We start from the raw sequence: 19,147 nt of genomic DNA, 5'->3' as shown, positions 1-19,147 counted from the left end.
ACGGTCGTCTTCATGAGCACGACCCCGGCGGCACCGCGCACGACTGGGCGCTGGGAGTCGCAACGCGGATTCGACGAGCTGGGTCGCCCACTGCGCGACCTGACCTTCTGCGTGGTCGACCTGGAGACCACCGGCGGGTCGGCTGCGGCCGGCTCGATGATCACCGAGATCGGTGCGGTCAAGGTCCGCGGCGGCGAGATCCTGGGCGAGTTCCAGACCCTGGTCAACCCGCGGACCTCGATCCCGGCGTTCATCGCCGTGCTGACCGGCATCTCCAACCCGATGGTGGCCGACGCGCCCGCGATCGAGGCGGTGCTGCCGGGGTTCCTCGAGTTCGCCGCGGGCTCGATCCTGGTGGCCCACAACGCCCCCTTCGATGTCGGCTTCCTCAAGCACTTCGCCGCCGAGCAGGGCCTGGAGTGGCCCGAGTTCGAGGTGCTCGACACCGCCCGGCTGGCACGCCGCGTGATCACCCGCGACGACGCCCCGAACTGCAAGTTGTCCTCCCTCGCCCAGCTGTTCAGCGCCACCACCACGCCGAACCACCGTGCCCTGGCCGACGCGCGCGCCACCGTCGACGTGCTGCACGGCCTGATGGAGCGGCTCGGTAGCGTCGGCGTGCACACCTTCGAGGAGGTGCAGACCTTCTCCAGCAAGGTCACCACGGCCCAGCGACGCAAGCGGCACCTGGCCGAGGCCCTGCCGCACTCCCCGGGCGTCTATCTGTTCCGCGACGCCGACGAGCGCGTGCTGTACGTCGGCACGTCCCGTGACCTGCGCAGCCGGGTCCGCACCTACTTCACCGCGTCGGAGACCCGCTCGCGGATGGGCGAGATGGTCAACCTCGCCGAGCGGGTGGAGGCGATCACCTGCACCACCACCCTGGAGGCGCAGGTCCGCGAGCTGCGCCTGATCGCCCAGCACAAGCCGCGCTACAACCGGCGCTCGCGCAACCCGGAGAAGGTCACCTACGTCAAGCTGACGGTGGAGCCGTGGCCGCGGCTCTCGCTGGTCAAGAAGGTGCTCGACGACGGCGCCGACTACCTCGGGCCGTTCACGTCGCGGCGCACCGCCGAACGGGTGGTGGAGGCACTGGAGGAGGCGTTCCCGATCCGGCAGTGCCGTGAGCGGCTGCCGCTGGCGCCGTCGCGTTCGGCCTGCGTCCTGGCCGAGATGGGCAAGTGCCTCTCCCCGTGCGACGGGGGCGCCACGGAGGAGGGCTACGCCGCCGTCGTCGACCAGGTCCGCGCCGCGATGCGGTTCGACGCCGATCCGGTGGTGGACCACTTCGCCGCCCGGATGGTGAACCTGGCCGCCGAGGAGCGGTTCGAGGAGGCGGGCCTGCAACGCGACCGTCTGGCCACCTTCGTCCGCAGTGCGGCCAAGGGCCAGCGCCTGGTCTCCTTCACCGCCTGCCCCGAGCTGATCGCCACCCAGCGCAACCCTGCCGGGCAGTGGGAGGTGCACGTCACCCGGTTCGGTCGGCTTGCCGCCGCCGGTGTGATCCCGCGTGGGGCCAACGCCCACGACTTCGTCGACCAACTGCGGGCCGAGGCCGAGTCGGTGACCGCAGGTCTGGGGCCCGCCCCAGCGGCGACGGCCGAGGAGAGCGACCTCATCCTGCGCTGGCTGGAGTCCCCCGGCGTCCGCCTGGTCGACGTCGAGGGCGACTGGGTCTGCCCGGTGCGGGGTGCCGGACGCCATCTGGCGGTGCACGACGCCGTCGAGGAGTCACGCAAGCAGCTCACCCCGTTCGACGATCGCCGGGCGCTCGCCCCGGTCCGGCACGCGCTACGGTGAGGACGTGATCACCGCCATCGTTTTCGTCAAGGCCGACACCGCGCGGATCCCGGAGGTCGCCCAGGCGATCGCCGACCTCGACGGCGTCAGCGAGGTCTACTCCACCACCGGCCAGACGGACCTGATCGTCATGGTCCGGGTGCGCCAGCACGACGAGATCGCCGACGTCGTCGCCGACCGGATCAACAAGGTGCCCGGCATCGTCGACACCGAGACCCACATCGCCTACCGCGCCTACTCCAAGCACGACCTGGAGTCGGCGTTCTCCCTCGGCCTCGACTGACGTCGAGCCCGAGGGCTCGCACCCCCGAGGGGCCCCACCTCAGCGGGTGGCGGCCACCCAGCGGTCGAGCACCGCTGCCGCGGCACCGGAGTCGATCGCCTCGGCAGCACGCTCGATGCCGCGCGCCAGCGCCGCCTCGATGTCGCCGCCCTCCGCAGCGTGCACGGCCAAGCCGGCACCCGCGTTGAGCACGACCGCGTCCCGCACCGGGCCGACCTTGCCGGCCAGCAGCTCACGGACGACCTGAGCGTTCTCCTCGGCCTCGCCGCCGCGCAGGTCCTCGGCGGTCGCCAGTGCGATCCCGAAGACGCGCGGGTCCAGGGTGTGCTCGGTGACGACCCCGTCGTGCACCGCCCAGATCTGCGACGACCCGGTGGTGGTGAGCTCGTCGAGGCCGTCCTCGCCCCGGAAGACCCAGGCGTCGGAGCCGCGCTCGGCGAAGACGCCAGCCATCACCGGAGCCGCCGACGGGTCGGCACAGCCGATCGCGCTGGCGGCCGGGCGGGCCGGGTTGGTCAGCGGCCCGAGCAGGTTGAACGAGGTGCCGACGCCGAGCTCGCGGCGCGGCACTGCCGCATGCCGCATCGCCGGGTGGAAGGCGGCCGAGAACAGGAACGTGATGCCGACCTGGTCGGCCATCGCGGCGACCTGGTCGATGGGCAGGTCGAGCCGGATGCCGAGCGCCTCCAGGACGTCGGCCGAGCCCGACTTCGAGGACGCGGAGCGGTTGCCGTGCTTGACCACCTTGACCCCGGCCCCGGCGGCGACGAGCGCCGACATGGTCGAGATGTTGACCGACATCGAGCGGTCCCCGCCGGTGCCGACGATGTCGAGGGAGCGCCCGTCGACGGAGATCGGGTTGGCCTGGGCGAGCATCGCCGCGGCGAGCCCACCGAGCTCGGCGACGGTCTCGCCCTTGGCGCGCAGCGCGACGGCGAAGCCGGCGATCTGGGCGGGAGTGGCGGCGCCGGCGAGGATCTCCGACATCGCCCACTCGGCCTGTGCGGCGGAGAGGTCACGGCGTGCGACGAGGGGCCCGAGGACGTCGGGCCAGGTGAGGGCGGCGCTCATGCGTTCGCGGGCGTCTGCGACTGCAGCAGGTCGACGACGGTGCGGGCCAGCAGCAGCGGGTCCAGGGGCTGCGGCACGGCGGCCTCCGCACGCGACCAGCTCGCCAGCCAGGAGTCCTGCGGCCGACCGGTGATGACCACGATCGGCGGGCACGGGGCCAGCTCGTCCTTGAGCTGCTTGGCGATCCCGATGCCACCGGCGGGGACGGCCTCGCCGTCCAGGATCATCAGGTCGACACCGGCGTCGGCGTGCTGGAGCAGGACGGGCTCCGTCGCCACCTCGACGTACTCCAGCTCCGGGAGGCTCGGGTGCGGACGCTTCCCGAGCGCACGGATCACCTGGGCGCGAGTGTCGATGTCGTCGCTGTAGACCAGGACCTTCAACGATTGCGATGCGGTCACGGGGCGACTCTACTCCGCTGCGGCGCGCTCGTTGGCCGAGCGTTCTCGTGCCTCGAGCAGATCCAGACGCCGGTCCTCTCGGGCCGCTTCCTTGAGCGACTGACGCACCCACTGGGTGAAGAGCACCCCGAAGAAGACGAGTCCGACGAAGTCGCCGGCACCCCACAGGATGCCGCCGGCGAGCTGCTGGTCCGCCATCGGATCGGGCAACCACGAGCCCATCGGACCGTTGTGCAGGTCGGGATACCAGGAGCCGGCCAGCAGGGTGGAGCGGCTCATGATCGCGATCCCGAGGAACGCGTGGAAGGGCAGCGTCAGCACCGTGAGCAGGATCCGCCCCGGGTAGCTGACCCGGCCGGGGATCGGGTCGATCCCCATCAGCGGCCAGAAGAAGAGCGAGCCGACCAGCACGAGGTGGAGGTGCATCATCTCGTGCACGTAGTCGGAGTGGAGCGAGGCGGCGTACCAGCCGGAGAAATAGAGAGCCCACGGCGAGACCACGTAGAGCAGGAAGGTCAGCGGCGGGAAGCTGAGCACCTTGACGATCCGCGAGTGCAGCACCGCCAGCAGCCACGTGCGCGGCGTTCGGGGCAGGGTGCGCAGCGCCAGCGTCACGGGTGCCCCGAGGGCGAGCGAGAGCGGCACCAGCATCGACAGGATCATGTGCTGACCCATGTGCACCGACAGCAGGGTGGTGTCGTACGCCGCCCACCCCGAGCAGGTCGCCAGGTAGAACGACCCCATCCCGACGACCACGAACGCGATCGTGCGGCCCACGGGCCAGCGGTCGCCCCGCTTGTGGAGCACCCGCACGCCCCACAGATAGAGGCCGGCGACCCAGATCGTGATCACGAACGGGATCGGCGCCAGACCCCATTGCGAGAGGAACGTCGACCACCCGAACGGGGGCAGGTCGAGCGTCACAGAGCCGGCGGTCGTCACCGCAGAGATCACCACCCCCGCAACTTTATGACCCCCTTCCTGACATGTTTCGGGGGGTCGGGGTGCCGTCCAGATCGACTACCGACATAATGAGCCCGTGGCGACTGCAGCTTCAGCACTTCCGGCATCCCGTCTGCACGGGCAGCACGACCGACCTAGCATGGTTCAGGTCGGCACCATCATCTGGCTCTCCAGCGAGCTGATGTTCTTCGCAGCCCTCTTCGCGGCGTACTTCACCATCCGTTCGGTGAGCCCCGAGTTGTGGCCGCAGAACACCCAGCACCTGAACGTGCCGTTCGCACTGACGAACACGATCATCCTCGTGCTCTCGTCGGTGACGTGCCAGATGGGTGTCTTCAAGGCGGAGAACGGCAAGGTCGGTCGATCCGGCTCTGTCTTCAACCCCGCTACCTGGGGCCTGCGTGAGTGGTTCATCCTCACGTACATCATGGGCGCGATCTTCATCGCCGGTCAGGCGACCGAGTACGCGACCCTGATCCAGGAGGGCATCACGATCCCGTCCTCGGCGTACGGGACGATGTTCTACCTGACCACGGGCTTCCACGGTATCCACGTGACCGGTGGTCTGATCGCCTTCCTCCTCGTTCTCGGTCGCACCTATGTCGCTCGCCGCTTCACCTACGAGCAGGCGGTGAGCGCGATCGTCGTCTCCTACTACTGGCACTTCGTCGACGTGGTGTGGATCGGGCTGTTCGCCTCGATCTACATCATCAAGTGACCGGTCCGGCAGCGAAGAAGTAAGGATTCCTACGTTGCACCTCCTCAAGCGCAGTCTGAACCGCTCAGCCGGTCGACTCTCCCGTCACCGCCGCGGTCGCATGGCCGGCGCGGTGCTCCTCCTCGGAGCACTGCTGCTCTCCGGTGGCGCCTACGCCGCCTTCTCCCCGTCCTCGTCGGCTGACAGCAGCGCGAGTTCGGACCAGGCCGCGAAGGGCAAGGAGCTCTTCCTGGTCGGTTGCGCGTTCTGCCACGGCCAGAACGGCGAGGGCCAGAACGACATCAGCGGCAAGCTCCTCGGCCCGAGCCTCGCCGGTGTCGGCGCGGCCTCCGTGGACTTCCAGATGGGCACCGGCCGGATGCCGCTGGCCGCCCCCGGCCAGCAGGCCCCGGCCAAGCAGAAGGCCTACACCGACGAGGAGATCGCCGACATCGCGGCGTACGTCGCCTCGCTCGCCCCCGGCCCGTCGATCCCGACGGCCAAGGACTACTCCACCGAGGGTCTGACCGATGAGGAGAAGCAGGCCGCGATCGTTCGCGGTGGCCAGATCTTCCTCACCAACTGCACCGCCTGCCACAACTTCAACGGCAACGGCGGCGCCATGCCCCGCGGTGGCTACGCGCCCCAGATCATCAACACCTCCGAGAAGCACATCTACGAGGCGATGCTGACGGGTCCGCAGTCGATGGACACCTTCTCCAACGGCAACCTCTCCCCCGAGGAGAAGCGTGACGTCATCGCGTACGTCAAGTCGATGAAGGACGAGCCCAACTACGGCGGCTTCGGCCTCGGTGGTCTCGGCCCGGTGAGCGAGGGTCTCTTCGCCTGGATCCTCGGCCTCGGCGTCATGGTCGCCTTCGCCGTGTGGATCGCGGCGCACACCACCCGTACCAACAAGAAGAAGAAGGGCGCTGCAGCGTGAGCACGGATCAGCCCACCCACTCCGACCCGGGGTCACACTCCGAGTCGCACGCGGAGATCAACGCTTCCACGGATGCGCTTCTGCCGGACCCCGGTCTGCACGAGCACACCTGGCGTCCGACCGACGTCGACCCCAAGGCCGAGCGTCGCGCTGAGCGCCAGGTCGCGACCCTGTTCGGTCTGTCCGCGGTCGCCACGGTCCTCTTCGTGGTCTGCTACTTCTCGGTCAAGAACGGCGTCGGTGGTCACACCTTCATCGGTCTGGGCGCCTCGAACGTCTCCCTCGGCGTGACGCTCGGTCTGGCTCTCCTCTTCATCGGCATCGGCGTCATCCAGTGGGCCCGCAAGCTCATGGCCGACGTCGAGATCAGCGAGGAGCGCCACCCGGCCGCCTCGTCGGCCGACGACCGCGCCGCCACCCTCGCCGCCCTCCAGGCGGGTCTCGAGGAGTCCGGCATGGGCCGTCGCCCGCTGCTGCGCAACTCCCTGATCGGCGCCGTCGGCCTGCTGGCCGCCCCGGCCGTCGTGATGCTGCGCGACCTCGGTCCGCTCCCGAACCAGGTCGTCGGCGAGTACCAGGGCGCCGGCCTCAAGCACACCGTGTGGAAGAAGGGGATGCGCGTCGTCCGCGACGTCGTCGGCACCCCGATCCACCTCTCCGACGTCGAGATCGGCGACCTGTTCAACGCCGAGCCCGAGGCGATCTTCCCCACCGCGGAGAACGGACAGCCCGACCTCCACGGGGCTGAGCTGCAGATCGCCAAGTCCAAGGCCGCGATCGTGATGCTGCGGATGGACCCGAACGACATCGTCAGCGAGGCGACCCGCAACTGGGCCGTCGACGGCGTCGTCGCGTACTCCAAGATCTGCACCCACGTCGGTTGCCCGATCTCCCTGAACGAGCGCACCACGCACCACCTGCTGTGCCCGTGCCACCAGTCCACGTTCGACCTGGCCGACTCCGGCAAGGTCGTCTTCGGTCCGGCTGGCCGTCACCTTCCGCAGCTGCCGCTCGGCGTCGACGACGAGGGCTACCTGATCGCGCTCAGCGACTTCGCCGAGCCGGTCGGCCCCAGCTACTGGGAGCGCGACTCGCAGTCCCCCGATGAGGTCCAGAAGAAGGCGGACATCTGATGAGCACGACATCTGCCCCCACCACCAAGGTGGGCAAGGCTGCCGAGTGGGCGGACGAGCGCCTCGGCCTCGCCGCCATGGGCAAGAAGAACCTCCGCAAGATCTTCCCCGACCACTGGTCGTTCATGCTGGGCGAGATCGCGCTGTGGAGCTTCGTCGTCCTGCTCCTGTCGGGTATCTTCCTGACGCTCTGGTTCCAGCCCTCGATGGCTGAGGTCACCTACCAGGGCTCGTACAACCAGCTCCGCGGCATCGAGATGTCGCAGGCCTACGCTTCGTCGCTGCACATCAGCTTCGACGTCCGCGGTGGTCTGCTCATGCGCCAGATGCACCACTGGTCCGCGATGCTCTTCATCGCCTCGATGATGATCCACCTCCTGCGGGTCTTCTTCACGGGCGCGCACCGCAAGCCGCGTGAGCTCAACTGGGTGATCGGCTCGCTGCTGCTGCTCCTCGGCACGCTCGAGGGCTTCACCGGCTACTCGCTCCCCGACGACCTGCTCTCGGGCACCGGTATCCGCGCGGCGGACGGCTTCATGAAGGCCATCCCGCTGGTCGGCACCTACATCTCGTTCTTCCTCTTCGGTGGCGAGTTCCCCGGTGAGTCGATCATCCCCCGGCTCTACACGATCCACGTGCTGCTGATCCCGGGCCTGATCCTGGGCCTGATCGCCGCCCACATGCTGTTGCTCGTCTACCACAAGCACACGCAGTGGCCTGGCCCCGGTCGCACCGAGAACAACGTCGTCGGCTACCCGATGCTCCCCGTGTACGCCGCCAAGGCCGGTGGCTTCTTCTTCATCGTCTTCGGTGTCACCGCGATCATGGGTGGCCTGATGTCGATCAACCCGGTCTGGAAGTTCGGACCGTACGACCCGACCAAGGTCACCGCCGGATCGCAGCCTGACTGGTACATGGGCTGGCCCGACGGCCTGCTGCGCATCATGCCCGGCTGGGAGTCGCACTTCTGGGGTCACACCTGGTCCTGGAACGTCTTCGTCCCGGTCATCCTGACCCCGGGCATCTTCTTCACGATCCTGCTGCTCCTGCCCTTCGTGGAGTCCTGGATCACCGGCGACAAGCGTGAGCACCACCTGCTCCAGCGCCCGCGGAACGCTCCGACGCGGACGGCCTTCATGGTCTCCCTGATGACGTTCTACGGTCTGGCCTGGGCCGCTGGCGGTAACGACCTGATCGCGATCAAGCTGCACGCCTCGATCAACCAGATCACGTACTACCTCCGGGTGCTGGTCTTCGTCGGTCCGGCGATCGCCTTCTTCGTCACCCGCCGGATCTGCATCTCGCTGCAGCGTCACGACAACGAGATGCTGCTCCACGGCTACGAGTCGGGTGTCCTGATGCGGACGGCCGAGGGTGAGTACTACGAGAAGCACCTCCCGCTGCCGGAGGGTGAGGCGTTCGCCATCACCAACCGCGACGACAGCGCCACGGCGCTGGCCAGCGAGGACGCCGAGGGTCTGCGCGGCAAGCTGCGCACCGTGTACTACGCCGACGACGTCGACAAGCCGACGATCGAGGAGTACACCGAGGCGGCCGAGCACCTGGCCCACGGCCACGGTGACGACCACGCCGAGATCGAAGGCAAGGGAGAGAGCCACTGAGTGCGCCCGCGCACTCATGTGGTGAACGACCGCAGCCAGCATCGCCGAAGGTGATGCCGGGTGGCGACAGCCACCACTGATCGACATCGCTCACGACAGAGCCCGCCGGAATCTTCCGGCGGGCTCTGTCGTTATCCCGCTATGGCTGACGTGAATGTTCAAGACCTGACCTTCGGGCTCGACACCTTCGGGAGCATCCCAACCGACGCGGAGGGCCATCCCCTCCCCCACGACCAGGTGATCCGCGACATCGTCGCCGAGGGTCGCCTCGCCGACCAGGTGGGCATCGACGCGTTCAACGTCGGCGAGCACCACCGTCGCGAGTTCGCCATCAGCGCCCCGTCCCTGATCCAGGCGGCCCTGGCCACCACCACCGAGCAGATCAAGCTCGGCACCGCCGTCACGGTGCTCTCCTCCGACGACCCGATCCGGGTCTGGGAGCAGACCTCAACGGTCAACGCCCTCTCCGCCGGGCGCGCCGAGGTGACGCTGGGGCGCGGCTCCTTCACCGAGTCCTTCCCGCTCTTCGGGTACGACCTGGCCGACTACGAGCGCCTCTTCGAGGAGAAGCTCGAGCTCTTCGCCGCGATCCGCGACGCCGGCCCCGAGGGCCGCGTGCAGTGGGACGGCACCGTGCGGCCGTCCGTGGACGCCGTCCTCTATCCCCCGGCCGCCACCCCCTTCACCTCCTGGGTGGCCGTGGGTGGCTCCCCGGAGAGCGTCGTACGGGCTGCGCACCATCGCTTCGGACTGATGCTGGCGATCATCGGCGGCGACCCGCTGCGGTTCGCGCCCTTCGTCGACCTGTATCACCGCGCCCTGCGCGAGCTGCACCCCGACGAGCAGCTGACGCTGCCGGTAGGCACGCACTCGCACGGCTTCATCTGGGAGGACGACGAGGAGGCGATCAGCCTGGTCACGCCGGCAGCGGTGCGCGGACGCAACGCGATCGGCCGTGAGCGGGGCTGGGGCACGGCGACCGCCGACCACATCCGCGAGGAGATCACCCACGGCGCGATGTACGTCGGCTCCCCCGAGACGGTCGCGCAGAAGATCGCCAGGACGATCCGCGGCATGGGCGTGCAGCGCTTCGTGCTCAAGTACGACACCGGGCTCTCCCACGAGCAAACGATGCACTCGATCGAGCTCTACGGCACCCAGGTGATCCCGCGGGTGCGCGAGCTGCTGGCCTGATCCAGGGCCCGACCTCCGTCAGCGCACCGTCAGCATCACGAGCCGCTGGGTGGGGCGGGTCTGGGCGACGTACAGGTCGCGCAGGCCCGCCTCCCCCGCCGCAGCGATCCCCTCCGGATCGACGATCACCACGGTGTCGAACTCGAGGCCGCGGGCGTCCGGCGCCGCGACCAGGACGGTGCCACCGACCTCACCGACCCACGCCAGCGAGCGACAGCGGTCTGCCGCAGCGATCACCCCGATCAGCTCACCGGGATGGGCGACGGTGACCTCCGTGAGCAGCTCACGCAGACGGCCCGCCAGCCCGGCCTCCGCGGTCTCCACCGACGACGGCGCCTCACCGTGGCGGATCGAGGTCGACACCGCCTGCTCCGGGGCGATCTGAGCCAGCAGCGCCACCGTCGCCTCCAGGATCTCCGCCGTGGTGCGGTAGTTCACCGTCAGACGGTGATGGGCGAACCGCTCCCCCACGAAGGGGCTCAGCGCCTCGGCCCAGGAACGAACGGTGGACACCGGTCCGGCCTGGGCGAGGTCGCCCACAACGGTCAGGGAGCGGCTGGCGCAGCGGCGGAACACGGCCCGCCACTGCATCTCGGTGAGCTGCTGGGCCTCGTCGACGACGACGTGGCCGACACCGACCTCGGGAGGCCCGTCGATCAGCACCCGCGCCTCGTCGAGCAGCGGTAGGTCAGCCAGCGTCCATCCATCGCCCGCCGAGGCGAGCCGGGCTCGGTCCTGCGCGGCGATGTCCGGAAGCAGCGCGGCCAGCGCGGCCTGGTCACCGAGGAGGTCGCGCACCGCGGCCTCGGCGTCCAGCCGCGGCCAGACCCGGGTCACGGCACGGTCCAGCGCCGGATGATCGAGCAGGTCGGCGCGGATGCTCTCCCAGTCGATCCCCAGCCCTGGCTGAGCCCCGCACCGTGGCCGTAGCCGGTTTCCTGGTCGAGGTCGATGCCGAGGGTCGCCTCCACCTCCGCCTCGAACTCGGCGTCTTCCTGGGAGGTGAGGCGTTCCAGCTCGATGACGAGGTCGTCGGCCAGGTACTCCCGGAACAGATCACGGGCACGGTTGTGGCCCACGCCGCCCTGCAGAGCCCGGTGTCGGGCGGCATCGACGACCGCCGGGCCGAGACGGACCCGCTCCCCGGTGACGACGACCTCGACCTCGACCCCGACCCGTCGGTGTCCCTGCACCCAGCGACCCAGCGCCTCACCGACGACGCTGCTTCCCTTGATCCGGGCGAGGGCGTCGGGCTCCGTCCTGGTCGGCTCCACCCCGACGATCTGCGTCATCGTCGCCAGCCGGACGTCGTTCTCCCCTAGCGAGGGCAGCACCTCGGAGATGTAGTCCAGGAACCGCTGGTTCGGGCCGAAGATCAGCACACCGCCCTGGGCCGCGGCCTCGAAGGCATAGAGGACGTACGCCGCCCGGTGCAGCGCCACAATCGTCTTGCCGGTCCCGGGGCCGCCGTCGACCACGACGATGCCACGGTCCGCTGAACGCACGATCGCGTCCTGCTCGGCCTGCAGCGTCGCAGCCGCCTCCTGCATCCGCCCGGTCCTGGCCACGCTCAACGCCTCGGCGAGCGGGCCGTCGCCCACCACGTCGGCACCGGTCGGGGCCGAGCCGTCCAGGATCTCGTCGGTGACGCCGAGGACCTGCCGGCCCCGCAGTCGAAGGTGCCGTCGACGGCGTACGCCCATCGGGGTGGCCGACGTCGCGGCGTAGAAGCCGCCGGCGGCCTCGGCCCGCCAGTCGACCAGCAGCGCCTCTCCCGTCGCGGTGCGCAGACCGATCCGGCCGATGTAGAGCGGCTGGCTCGCCCCTGCGCCATCGAGGCGGCCGAAGCACAGGCCGTGCTCGGCCTGGCGGAACCGGGCGATCCTGTCGGACAGACGCGCGACCTCCAGGTCCCGCACCCGCCGATCACCGGCACCGTCCACCGGCTGCGCGATCGCCGCCGCCAGTGCCTCCTCAGCGACCCCGATCTCGGCGTCGAGCTGCGCGTACATCGCGTCGAGGGTGCGTTGCTCCGCCCGCACCTGTCCCACCGCTGCGGTGTTCTCCTGAGCCTCGCCCTGACCTGACATGCGCCACCTTCCCCCGAGTGAGGTGGAGAACGTACAGAGTCAGGCGGCCGAAGACAACGTTGCGCCACCCCAAGAACTGTGGCCCCGCAATGCACAGCACCCCCAGCCATGGCTGGGGGTGCTGTGCGTGCAACTGGAAGGCGGAGGGCCGAAGCCGGCCTTCAAGCGCGGCGGCCGGCGAGGGCCGGCAACGCACCAGCGGTGCGTGCCAGCGCCGCCAGGCGCTCAGTGAGCGTGCTCGCCGCGGTAATACTCGTAGATCCAGCCGGAGACGGCCAGGGCACCGAGCACACCGCCGATGATGAGCAGCCAGTAGGCAGCCATCGCGGTGGCGAACGTGATCACGCCGAGGGTCATCGCGGCCCACAGCGGCCACCAGGAGTACGGCGGGAAGAAGCCGAGCTCGCCGGCGCCGTCCGCGATCTCCGCGTCCTCAAGGTCCTCCGGACGAGCCGGGTCCTTGATCGCGTGGAATCCCAGGTAGAAGGAGATCATCGCGACCAGCAGGGTGCACATGGTGAGGGCCGACGTACCGGTCCAGTCACCGCCGTGGTCGGAGCCCGACGTCACGAACCAGTAGGTGGGCGTCACCAGCACGAGGAAGATCGTGCAGGCGATGAAGATCCAGGTCTCACCCTTCATCGACTTCATCAGTGGGCGTCCTTCCCGCTCAGCTTGGCCAGGTCACCGGCATTGTCCTCGAGTTCGAGGGCGGCGATCTCCGGGTGGTGGAGGTCGAAGGCCGGGGACTCCGAACGGATCCGCGGCAGCGTGGCGAAGTTGTGACGCGGCGGCGGGCAGGAGGTGGCCCACTCCAGGGAGCGGCCCCAACCCCACGGGTCGTCGACCTCGACCTTGGGCGACTTGCGCGTGATCCAGAGGTTCCAGAACCACGGCACCATCGACAGGCTCAGCAGGAAGGCACCGACGGTGGAGACCTGGTTGAGGGTGGTGAAACCGTCGCCAGGCAGGTAGTCGGCGTAACGACGCGGCATGCCCTCGACACCCAGCCAGTGCTGGACCAGGAAGGTGGTGTGGAAGCCGATGAAGAGCAGCCAGAACTGGATCTTGCCCAGACGCTCGTTGAGCATCTTGCCGGTGAGCTTGGGCCACCAGAAGAAGAAGCCCGCGAACATCGCGAAGACGACGGTTCCGAAGACCACGTAGTGGAAGTGCGCCACCACGAAGTAGGAGTCCGAGACGTGGAAGTCGAGCGGCGGGCTCGCCAGGATGACACCGGTCAGACCACCGAAGAGGAAGGTGACCAGGAAGCCGATCGTGTAGAGCATGGCGCAGTCGAACGAGATCGATCCGCCCCACATCGTGCCGATCCAGTTGAAGAACTTCACACCTGTCGGCACAGCGATCAGGAACGTCATGCCGGAGAAGAACGGCAGGTCGACGGCACCGGTGACGAACATGTGGTGGGCCCACACGGCGACCGACAGGATCGCGATACCGAGCGTGGCGCCGACGAGGCCGACGTAGCCGAAGATCGGCTTACGGGCGAAGACGGGGATGATCTCGGAGACGATGCCGAAGAACGGCAGCGCGATGATGTACACCTCAGGGTGACCGAAGAACCAGAACAGGTGCTGCCACAGGACCGAGCCACCATGAGCGGCATCGAAGACATGGGCACCGAGCTGTCGATCGGCTTCCAAGGAGAGCAGAGCACCGGCCAGGACCGGGAACGCGATCAGGACGAGCAGCGACGTGATCAGGGTGTTCCAGGTGAAGATCGGCATCCGGAACATGGTCATGCCGGGAGCACGCATGCAGATGATCGTGGTGATGAAGTTGACCGCACCGAGAATGGTGCCCAGACCGGCCATCCACAGACCCATGATCCACAGGTCACCACCCACGCCCGGCGAACGCACGGCGTCCGAGAGCGGGGTGTAGGCGAACCAGCCGAAGTCGGCGGCACCGAGCGGGGTCAGGAAGCCCGACGCGGCGATCAGACCACCGAAGAGGTACAGCCAGTAGCTGAACATGTTGAGTCGCGGGAACGCGACGTCGGGGGCACCGATCTGGAGCGGCATGATCGCGTTACCGAATGCGAAGAACAGCGGTGTCGCGAACAGCAGCAGCATGATCGTGCCGTGCATGGTGAACAGCTGGTTGTACAGCTCGTCGTTGACGATCTGCGAGCCCGGGAAGGCCAGCTCGGCGCGGATGATCAGCGCCATGATGCCGCCGAGGATGAACCACGCGAACGCGGTCACGAAGTACATCTTGCCGATCAGCTTGTGATCGGTCGTGGTGAGCAGGCGGAACGCCTGCTGCCCAAGCGGCTTACGCGCCTTCACCGGGGCAGACGCCTGGGGCGTGGTGGCAGTCACTTTGATTCTCCCTCCAGGCCAGCCTGGGTGGTCGCTTCGGAGCCGCCGAGAAGCGGGGCGTCGTGGACGCCGCTCTGGGCCTTGAGCTCCTCGAGGTAGGCGTCGTAGTCAGCCTGGCTAACCACCTTGACGTTGAAGAGCATGCGGGAGTGGGACACACCGCAGAGCTCGTAGCACTTGCCCGCGTACGTGCCGATCTTGGTCGGGGTCACCGCGTAGTGGTTCACGCGGCCCGGCACGACGTCCATGCGCATGTGGAACGCCGGCACACCGAAGTCGTGGATCACGTCGGGGCTGTGCAGGTTGAAACGGGTGGTCACGTTGACCGGCAGGTAGATCGTCGGGATGAACGACGCGGTGCCAGCGAGGGACACGTACTGCGAGTACGGGAAGGCCTTCTGTGACGTGGTGAAGTCGTCGGCGGCGGCGTCACGCTCGCCCAGGCCGTAGTTGAAGGTCCACGACCACTGCTGGCCGGTGACCTCGATCGTGTTGGTCACGTTCGACTCGTCCAGGAGCGCGTTCTCCGCCTTCACCGTGTGCGTGAAGAAGACGATGCACATCAGGACCGGCGCGATCGTGTAGAAGATCTCGAGCGGCAGGTTGTACCGCGTCTGGACCGGGATCTCCTTGTCGTCGCGGCGGCGGAAACGCCACGCCGCATACAGGATGAGGGCCCAGGTGATGGCGCCGGTCACCAGCGCCGCGATCCAGGCTCCCTGCCACAGCGCGAGGTTGTGCTCACCCTCGGTCGTGACACTTTCAGGCATGGCAAGGCGCTTCCACTCACCGCTTGTCTCGGACGAACATCCAGACAGCGTGAGCACGGCAAGGCCCAGCAGAGATGCCCCTGCCAACCAACGTCGCGACCCATGTCGCACAGCAGACGATTCCACGACTCGCACCTTAGCGGAACCTGAGCCACAGCGGCGTACCGGGTGGGCGTTTACGGCAGTTCGAGGCACTCGCAGGCGTGGCCGCCACTCCCGGGGCCCGCACGGGAGGTGAGCGGCTCAACCGTGGGGCGCGTCCTCACTTAGGCTTGCCGCGTGGCCAGCCCCCTCGCGTACCTCGATTCGGCCTCGTCGGAGCCGCTCCACCCCGCTGCACGCGACGTCCTACTGGCCGCCTACGAGCGGGGGTACGCCGACCCGCGGCGGCTGCACGGCCCCGGCCGCGACGCGCGCCTGCTGCTGGACAACGCGCGCGAGGTGGTGGCGGCCACCCTCGGGGTGCGGCGCGACGAGGTCACCTTCACCTCCTCGGGCACCGAAGCGGTGCACCGTGGCCTGCTCGGCCTGGCCGCCGCCCGCACCCGCCACGGCCGGATGATCGTGCACACCGCGGTGGAGCATCAGTCCGTCTTCCACGCCGCGCACTGGTGGGGCGAGCCGTCGGTGGTCGCCGTCGACCACCAGGGCGTCGTCACCCCTGAGCGACTGCGACGCCGTCTCGACGGCGCCGCGGTGGCGGCGGTGCAGTCGGCCAACCACGAGGTCGGCACCTGCCAGCCGGTCGACGACCTCGACCTCGACGGGGTGCCGCTCTTCGTCGACGCCTGCGCTTCGATGGGGCGACTGCCGCTGCCGCAACAGTGGTCAGCCCTGGCCGGCTCGGCGCACAAGTGGGGCGGCCCCGCCGGGATCGGCGTCCTGCTGGTCCGCAAGGGCGCCTCCTGGGAGAGCCCGTTCCCCGGCGACGACCGGATCGACGAGCGCTCCAGCGGCTTCGAGAACGTGCCGGCCGCCCTGGCCGCGGCGGCCGCCCTCCAGGCGGTGGTCGCCGACCAGGCCGAGACCGTACGCCGGCAGCGGGACCTGATCGACACCATCCGCTCCACCGTGGGGACCTGGGAGGGCGTCGAGGTGCTCGGCGACCCCATCGACCGCCTCCCCCACCTGGTGACGCTCGCCTTCGAACGGCTCGACGGCGAGCCGATCGTGACGGCCCTGGACCGTGAGGGGCTGGGCGTGGCCAGCGGCTCGGCCTGCGCCGCCTCCACCCTGGAGCCCTCGCAGGTGGTGAGCGCCCTCGGCGCCCTCGACGCCCTGACCCACGGCAACCTGCGGCTGTCCCTCACCCGGGACACGACCGCGGCCGACGTCGACCGGCTGCTGGCGGCGCTGCCCCGGATCGTTGCCGACCTCCGGGGTTCGGTGGCCTCGCAGTAGGCTTCCCTCCCGTGCCCGCACCTCTGCTGATCGCCGGATCCGTCGCCACCGACCACCTGATGACCTTCACCGGCGGCAACTTCGCCGACTCGATCGTCGCCGACAAGCTCGACAAGATCTCGCTGAGCTTCTTGGTCGACGACCTGGAGATCCGTCGCGGCGGCGTCGCGGCCAACATCGCCTTCGGCCTGGGTCAGCTCGGCCTCTCCCCGGTGCTGGTCGCCGCGGTGGGTGCCGACTTCACCGAGTACCGCTCCTGGCTGGTGCGTCACGGCGTGAACTGCGAGCACGTGCACGTCTCGGAGACGAAGCACACCGCCCGCTTCGTGTGCACCACTGACCCGACGATGGCGCAGATCGCCAGCTTCTACCCGGGCGCGATGAGCGAGGCCCGCCAGATCGAGCTCGAGCCGATCGTGGCTGCCGTCGGCGCACCGGCGTACATCCTGATCGGCGCCGACGACCCCGAGGGCATGCTGCGCCATACCGAGGAGTGCCGCCAGCGCGGCTACCGCTTCATCGCCGACCCGAGCCAGCAGCTGGCCTTCGGCGACGGTGACCTGATCCGCCAGCTGGTCGACGGCGCGGCGATCCTGTTCAGCAACGAGTACGAGGCAGGACTGATCGAGTCCAAGACCGGCTGGAGCGCCGAGGAGGTGCTGTCCAAGGTCGGCATCCAGATCACCACGATGGGCGCCGACGGCGTCCGCATCATGCAGGCCGGCCAGGAGCCGATCACGCTGCCCGCCTGCCAGGATGTCAAGGCGATCGAGCCGACCGGTGTCGGTGACGCGTTCCGTTCGGCCTACCTGGCCGCGACCGTCTGGGGTCTGCCGCCGGTGCGTGCCGCGCAGGTGGGCTGCACGCTGGCGGCGTACGTCGTGGAGACGGTCGGCACCCAGGAGTACCACTTCACCGCCGAGTCCTTCCTGGCCCGTCTGGCCGGCTCGTACGGCGCCGAGGCAGCAGCCGACGTGCAGCCGTTCCTCTCCTGACCGGGGAGGCTCCTCTCCCCCGCTGAGGGGAATTTGGTTACCCGTCAGTGTTACTTCCCGGTATCGGTGTCCTTACCGGGAAGTAATACGTAGCGTCGGTCTCATGACGACCACGACGTATGCCACGCGCACCGCCTGGGAGGACATGTCCACCCCGGCCGAGTTCACGGCCGACTGCCGTGCCGCGGAGGCACGTCTGGCCGCGCCCTCCCCGCGTACCCCTCTGTCACCGACGACCCCGGAGCACCGCTTCGAGGACCTGTCGTCCCTCGCGGCTGACGTCGCCTACGAACTGGACTGACCCCTCCCTCCCAACAGTCCAGAAATGCGAAAACCCCGGCCCTCACGGGCCGGGGTTTTCTGTGTCTGAGCCAGGCTCAGTGGAAGCTGTCACCGCACGCGCACGAACCCGTGGCGTTGGGGTTGTCGATCGTGAAGCCCTGCTTCTCGATGGTGTCGACGAAGTCGATCACGGCACCGTTGAGGTAGGGGACGCTCATCCGGTCGACGACGACGGACACGCCGTCGAAGTCGGTGACGACGTCACCGTCGAGAGTGCGCTCGTCGAAGAAGAGCTGGTAGCGCAGACCTGAGCAGCCGCCGGGCTGCACCGAGATCCGCAGGGCGAGGTCGTCGCGACCCTCCTGTGCCAGCAGGCTGCTGACCTTCTCGGCGGCGACGGGGCTCAGGTTGATCTGGTCCTCACGGCGATCGATGGCCACCGGCGCCGCAACGGTCGTCGTCGCGCCGGGCGCGTCGTGGCTGTGGCCGCCTCCGCAGCAGCTGTCGCTCATGCTCACTCCAGGTGTCTCAGGCTCGGGGTTCTCCGGGCATCCGCCCGGTGATGGTCAATCTCCTCAATCCTCGCACAGGGTTGGTTATTCCCCGCACCCCGCGATCAGCTCCGTTCGTGGTCCGGCCAGACCAGGACCGGCTTGACGACGACTCCGCTCTTCGAGTCGGCCACGGCGTCGGCCATCCGGTCGAAGGGGTAGGTCGCGACAAGGTGGTCGACGTCGAACCTGCCTGCCTCACGCAGCGCGATCAGCTCGGGGATGGTCGTGAGCGGGTCGGACTCACCCTCGACCGAGGAGCGCACGACCTTGCCCGACTGCAGGAGGTCGATGGCGTCGATGTTGTATTCCGCCGCGCCCAACCCCAGCGCGACCAGCATCCCGCGCGATCGCAGCGCGCGCTGGGCCTGGAGCACGACGGGCGCGAGGGCGGTGGTGTCGATCGCGTAGGCCGCTCCCCCGCCGGTGAGTGCCTTGACCCGCTCCTCGACCGGGCCGGCTGACTCGTCCGCGGGATCGAGCGCGGTGGCTCCATAGCCTTCGGCGACCGTACGACGAGCAGCGACCGGGTCCACGACCACGACCGTCTCCACCCCCCGTCCACGCGCCGCAGCCACCGCGGCGAGGCCCACCGCACCGGCGCCG

General features: G+C 68.9%; 20 protein-coding genes. 10 read left to right on the top strand and 10 right to left on the bottom strand.

Translation table 11 applies throughout. From position 1 onward, the window contains the following. Positions 1–12 precede the first annotated feature (12 nt). Complete coding sequence (locus Q1V88_RS00875; RefSeq protein ID WP_300676340.1) at positions 13–1,800, top strand: DEDD exonuclease domain-containing protein; 1,788 nt, start codon at positions 13–15, stop codon at positions 1,798–1,800. Positions 1,801–1,804: 4 nt separating this feature from the next. Further along, positions 1,805–2,083, top strand: coding sequence for an Lrp/AsnC ligand binding domain-containing protein (locus Q1V88_RS00870; RefSeq protein WP_300676339.1), 279 nt, complete (start codon positions 1,805–1,807; stop codon positions 2,081–2,083). 39 nt (positions 2,084–2,122) lie between these two features. Here the strand turns inward: Q1V88_RS00870 and trpD are convergent, their stop codons facing one another. From trpD to Q1V88_RS00855, 3 genes are read right to left on the bottom strand one after another with little or no spacing between them, the layout of a single operon-like run. Further along, positions 2,123–3,154 (bottom strand): anthranilate phosphoribosyltransferase, encoded by a 1,032-nt coding sequence (gene trpD, locus Q1V88_RS00865; RefSeq protein ID WP_300676337.1) that lies wholly within the window; start codon positions 3,152–3,154, stop codon positions 2,123–2,125. After that, a complete protein-coding gene (locus tag Q1V88_RS00860) occupies positions 3,151–3,555 on the bottom strand; it encodes a hypothetical protein (RefSeq protein ID WP_300676336.1) in 405 nt (134 codons plus the stop codon). The genes trpD and Q1V88_RS00860 overlap by 4 nt, the downstream gene beginning before the upstream one ends. A 9-nt stretch (positions 3,556–3,564) precedes the next feature. Beyond that, entirely contained in the window at positions 3,565–4,512 is a 948-nt protein-coding gene (locus tag Q1V88_RS00855; RefSeq protein WP_300676335.1) for a cytochrome c oxidase assembly protein, read from the bottom strand. Between the two features lie 118 nt (positions 4,513–4,630). On the opposite strand from Q1V88_RS00855, the gene Q1V88_RS00850 reads away from it, so the two are divergent. From Q1V88_RS00850 to Q1V88_RS00830, 5 genes are all read left to right on the top strand, one after another. After that, positions 4,631–5,236 carry a heme-copper oxidase subunit III gene (locus tag Q1V88_RS00850; RefSeq protein WP_300676981.1) on the top strand — a complete coding sequence of 202 codons (606 nt, stop codon included), beginning with the start codon at positions 4,631–4,633 and terminating at the stop codon, positions 5,234–5,236. A 100-nt stretch (positions 5,237–5,336) separates the two neighbouring features. After that, entirely contained in the window at positions 5,337–6,158 is an 822-nt protein-coding gene (locus tag Q1V88_RS00845) for a cytochrome c (RefSeq protein ID WP_300676980.1), read from the top strand. Continuing rightward, positions 6,155–7,291, top strand: a complete 1,137-nt coding sequence (locus tag Q1V88_RS00840) for a Rieske 2Fe-2S domain-containing protein (RefSeq protein WP_300676333.1) — start codon at positions 6,155–6,157, stop codon at positions 7,289–7,291. Before Q1V88_RS00845 ends, Q1V88_RS00840 begins: the two co-directional genes overlap by 4 nt. After that, the gene (locus tag Q1V88_RS00835) at positions 7,291–8,913 is read left to right on the top strand and encodes a ubiquinol-cytochrome c reductase cytochrome b subunit (RefSeq protein ID WP_300676331.1); all 1,623 of its coding nucleotides are present in this window, start codon (positions 7,291–7,293) and stop codon (positions 8,911–8,913) included. Before Q1V88_RS00840 ends, Q1V88_RS00835 begins: the two co-directional genes overlap by 1 nt. A gap of 141 nt (positions 8,914–9,054) precedes the next feature. Beyond that, a complete protein-coding gene (locus Q1V88_RS00830) occupies positions 9,055–10,107 on the top strand; it encodes an LLM class flavin-dependent oxidoreductase (protein ID WP_300676329.1) in 1,053 nt (350 codons plus the stop codon). Between the two features lie 18 nt (positions 10,108–10,125). On the opposite strand, the gene Q1V88_RS00825 is transcribed toward Q1V88_RS00830, so the two are convergent. The 5 genes from Q1V88_RS00825 to coxB form a co-directional block, all read right to left on the bottom strand. Continuing rightward, on the bottom strand, positions 10,126–10,944 hold the full coding sequence (locus tag Q1V88_RS00825; RefSeq protein ID WP_300676328.1) for a hypothetical protein: 819 nt from the start codon (positions 10,942–10,944) through the stop codon (positions 10,126–10,128). Continuing rightward, positions 10,941–12,197, bottom strand: a complete 1,257-nt coding sequence (locus Q1V88_RS00820) for an AAA family ATPase (protein WP_300676327.1) — start codon at positions 12,195–12,197, stop codon at positions 10,941–10,943. Before Q1V88_RS00820 ends, Q1V88_RS00825 begins: the two co-directional genes overlap by 4 nt. A 225-nt stretch (positions 12,198–12,422) precedes the next feature. Next, the gene (locus Q1V88_RS00815) at positions 12,423–12,848 is read right to left on the bottom strand and encodes a cytochrome c oxidase subunit 4 (protein WP_366914051.1); all 426 of its coding nucleotides are present in this window, start codon (positions 12,846–12,848) and stop codon (positions 12,423–12,425) included. Continuing rightward, positions 12,848–14,509 carry a cytochrome c oxidase subunit I gene (gene ctaD / locus Q1V88_RS00810; protein WP_300676975.1) on the bottom strand — a complete coding sequence of 554 codons (1,662 nt, stop codon included), beginning with the start codon at positions 14,507–14,509 and terminating at the stop codon, positions 12,848–12,850. The genes Q1V88_RS00815 and ctaD overlap by 1 nt, the downstream gene beginning before the upstream one ends. A gap of 29 nt (positions 14,510–14,538) precedes the next feature. Next, a complete protein-coding gene (gene coxB, locus Q1V88_RS00805; protein WP_300676325.1) occupies positions 14,539–15,312 on the bottom strand; it encodes a cytochrome c oxidase subunit II in 774 nt (257 codons plus the stop codon). Positions 15,313–15,591: 279 nt separating this feature from the next. On the opposite strand from coxB, the gene Q1V88_RS00800 reads away from it, so the two are divergent. The 3 genes from Q1V88_RS00800 to Q1V88_RS00790 all read left to right on the top strand — a co-directional run bounded on the left by Q1V88_RS00800 (position 15,592) and on the right by Q1V88_RS00790 (position 18,009). Next, the gene (locus Q1V88_RS00800; protein ID WP_300676323.1) at positions 15,592–16,713 is read left to right on the top strand and encodes an aminotransferase class V-fold PLP-dependent enzyme; all 1,122 of its coding nucleotides are present in this window, start codon (positions 15,592–15,594) and stop codon (positions 16,711–16,713) included. Between the two features lie 11 nt (positions 16,714–16,724). Continuing rightward, positions 16,725–17,708, top strand: coding sequence for a carbohydrate kinase family protein (locus tag Q1V88_RS00795; protein WP_300676321.1), 984 nt, complete (start codon positions 16,725–16,727; stop codon positions 17,706–17,708). Between the two features lie 103 nt (positions 17,709–17,811). Next, positions 17,812–18,009, top strand: coding sequence for a hypothetical protein (locus Q1V88_RS00790; protein WP_300676318.1), 198 nt, complete (start codon positions 17,812–17,814; stop codon positions 18,007–18,009). A 76-nt stretch (positions 18,010–18,085) separates the two neighbouring features. Here Q1V88_RS00790 and Q1V88_RS00785 read toward each other — a convergent pair whose 3' ends face one another. Then, complete coding sequence (locus Q1V88_RS00785) at positions 18,086–18,502, bottom strand: iron-sulfur cluster assembly accessory protein (protein ID WP_300676315.1); 417 nt, start codon at positions 18,500–18,502, stop codon at positions 18,086–18,088. 104 nt (positions 18,503–18,606) lie between these two features. Then, a partial coding sequence (locus Q1V88_RS00780) for a zinc-binding dehydrogenase (protein WP_300676312.1) occupies positions 18,607–19,147 on the bottom strand: 541 nt, incomplete at its 5' end.

Origin of the sequence: Nocardioides sp. (genome assembly GCF_030150155.1) — a bacterium.
GTDB lineage: Bacteria > Actinomycetota > Actinomycetes > Propionibacteriales > Nocardioidaceae > Nocardioides.
Note: the sequence above shows the minus strand (reverse complement) of the source record. Positions and strands in the feature narration are given on the sequence as shown.

Coding starts and splice junctions, on each gene's coding strand:
- Q1V88_RS00835 (WP_300676331.1), top strand. CDS start 7,291: ATGAGCACGACATCTGCCCCCACCACCAAGGTGGGCAAGGCTGCCGAG.
- Q1V88_RS00785 (WP_300676315.1), bottom strand. CDS start 18,502: ATGAGCGACAGCTGCTGCGGAGGCGGCCACAGCCACGACGCGCCCGGC.
- Q1V88_RS00845 (WP_300676980.1), top strand. CDS start 5,337: ATGGCCGGCGCGGTGCTCCTCCTCGGAGCACTGCTGCTCTCCGGTGGC.
- Q1V88_RS00790 (WP_300676318.1), top strand. CDS start 17,812: ATGACGACCACGACGTATGCCACGCGCACCGCCTGGGAGGACATGTCC.
- coxB (WP_300676325.1), bottom strand. CDS start 15,312: ATGCCTGAAAGTGTCACGACCGAGGGTGAGCACAACCTCGCGCTGTGG.
- Q1V88_RS00830 (WP_300676329.1), top strand. CDS start 9,055: ATGGCTGACGTGAATGTTCAAGACCTGACCTTCGGGCTCGACACCTTC.
- Q1V88_RS00815 (WP_366914051.1), bottom strand. CDS start 12,848: ATGAAGTCGATGAAGGGTGAGACCTGGATCTTCATCGCCTGCACGATC.
- Q1V88_RS00875 (WP_300676340.1), top strand. CDS start 13: ATGAGCACGACCCCGGCGGCACCGCGCACGACTGGGCGCTGGGAGTCG.
- Q1V88_RS00820 (WP_300676327.1), bottom strand. CDS start 12,197: ATGTCAGGTCAGGGCGAGGCTCAGGAGAACACCGCAGCGGTGGGACAG.
- trpD (WP_300676337.1), bottom strand. CDS start 3,154: ATGAGCGCCGCCCTCACCTGGCCCGACGTCCTCGGGCCCCTCGTCGCA.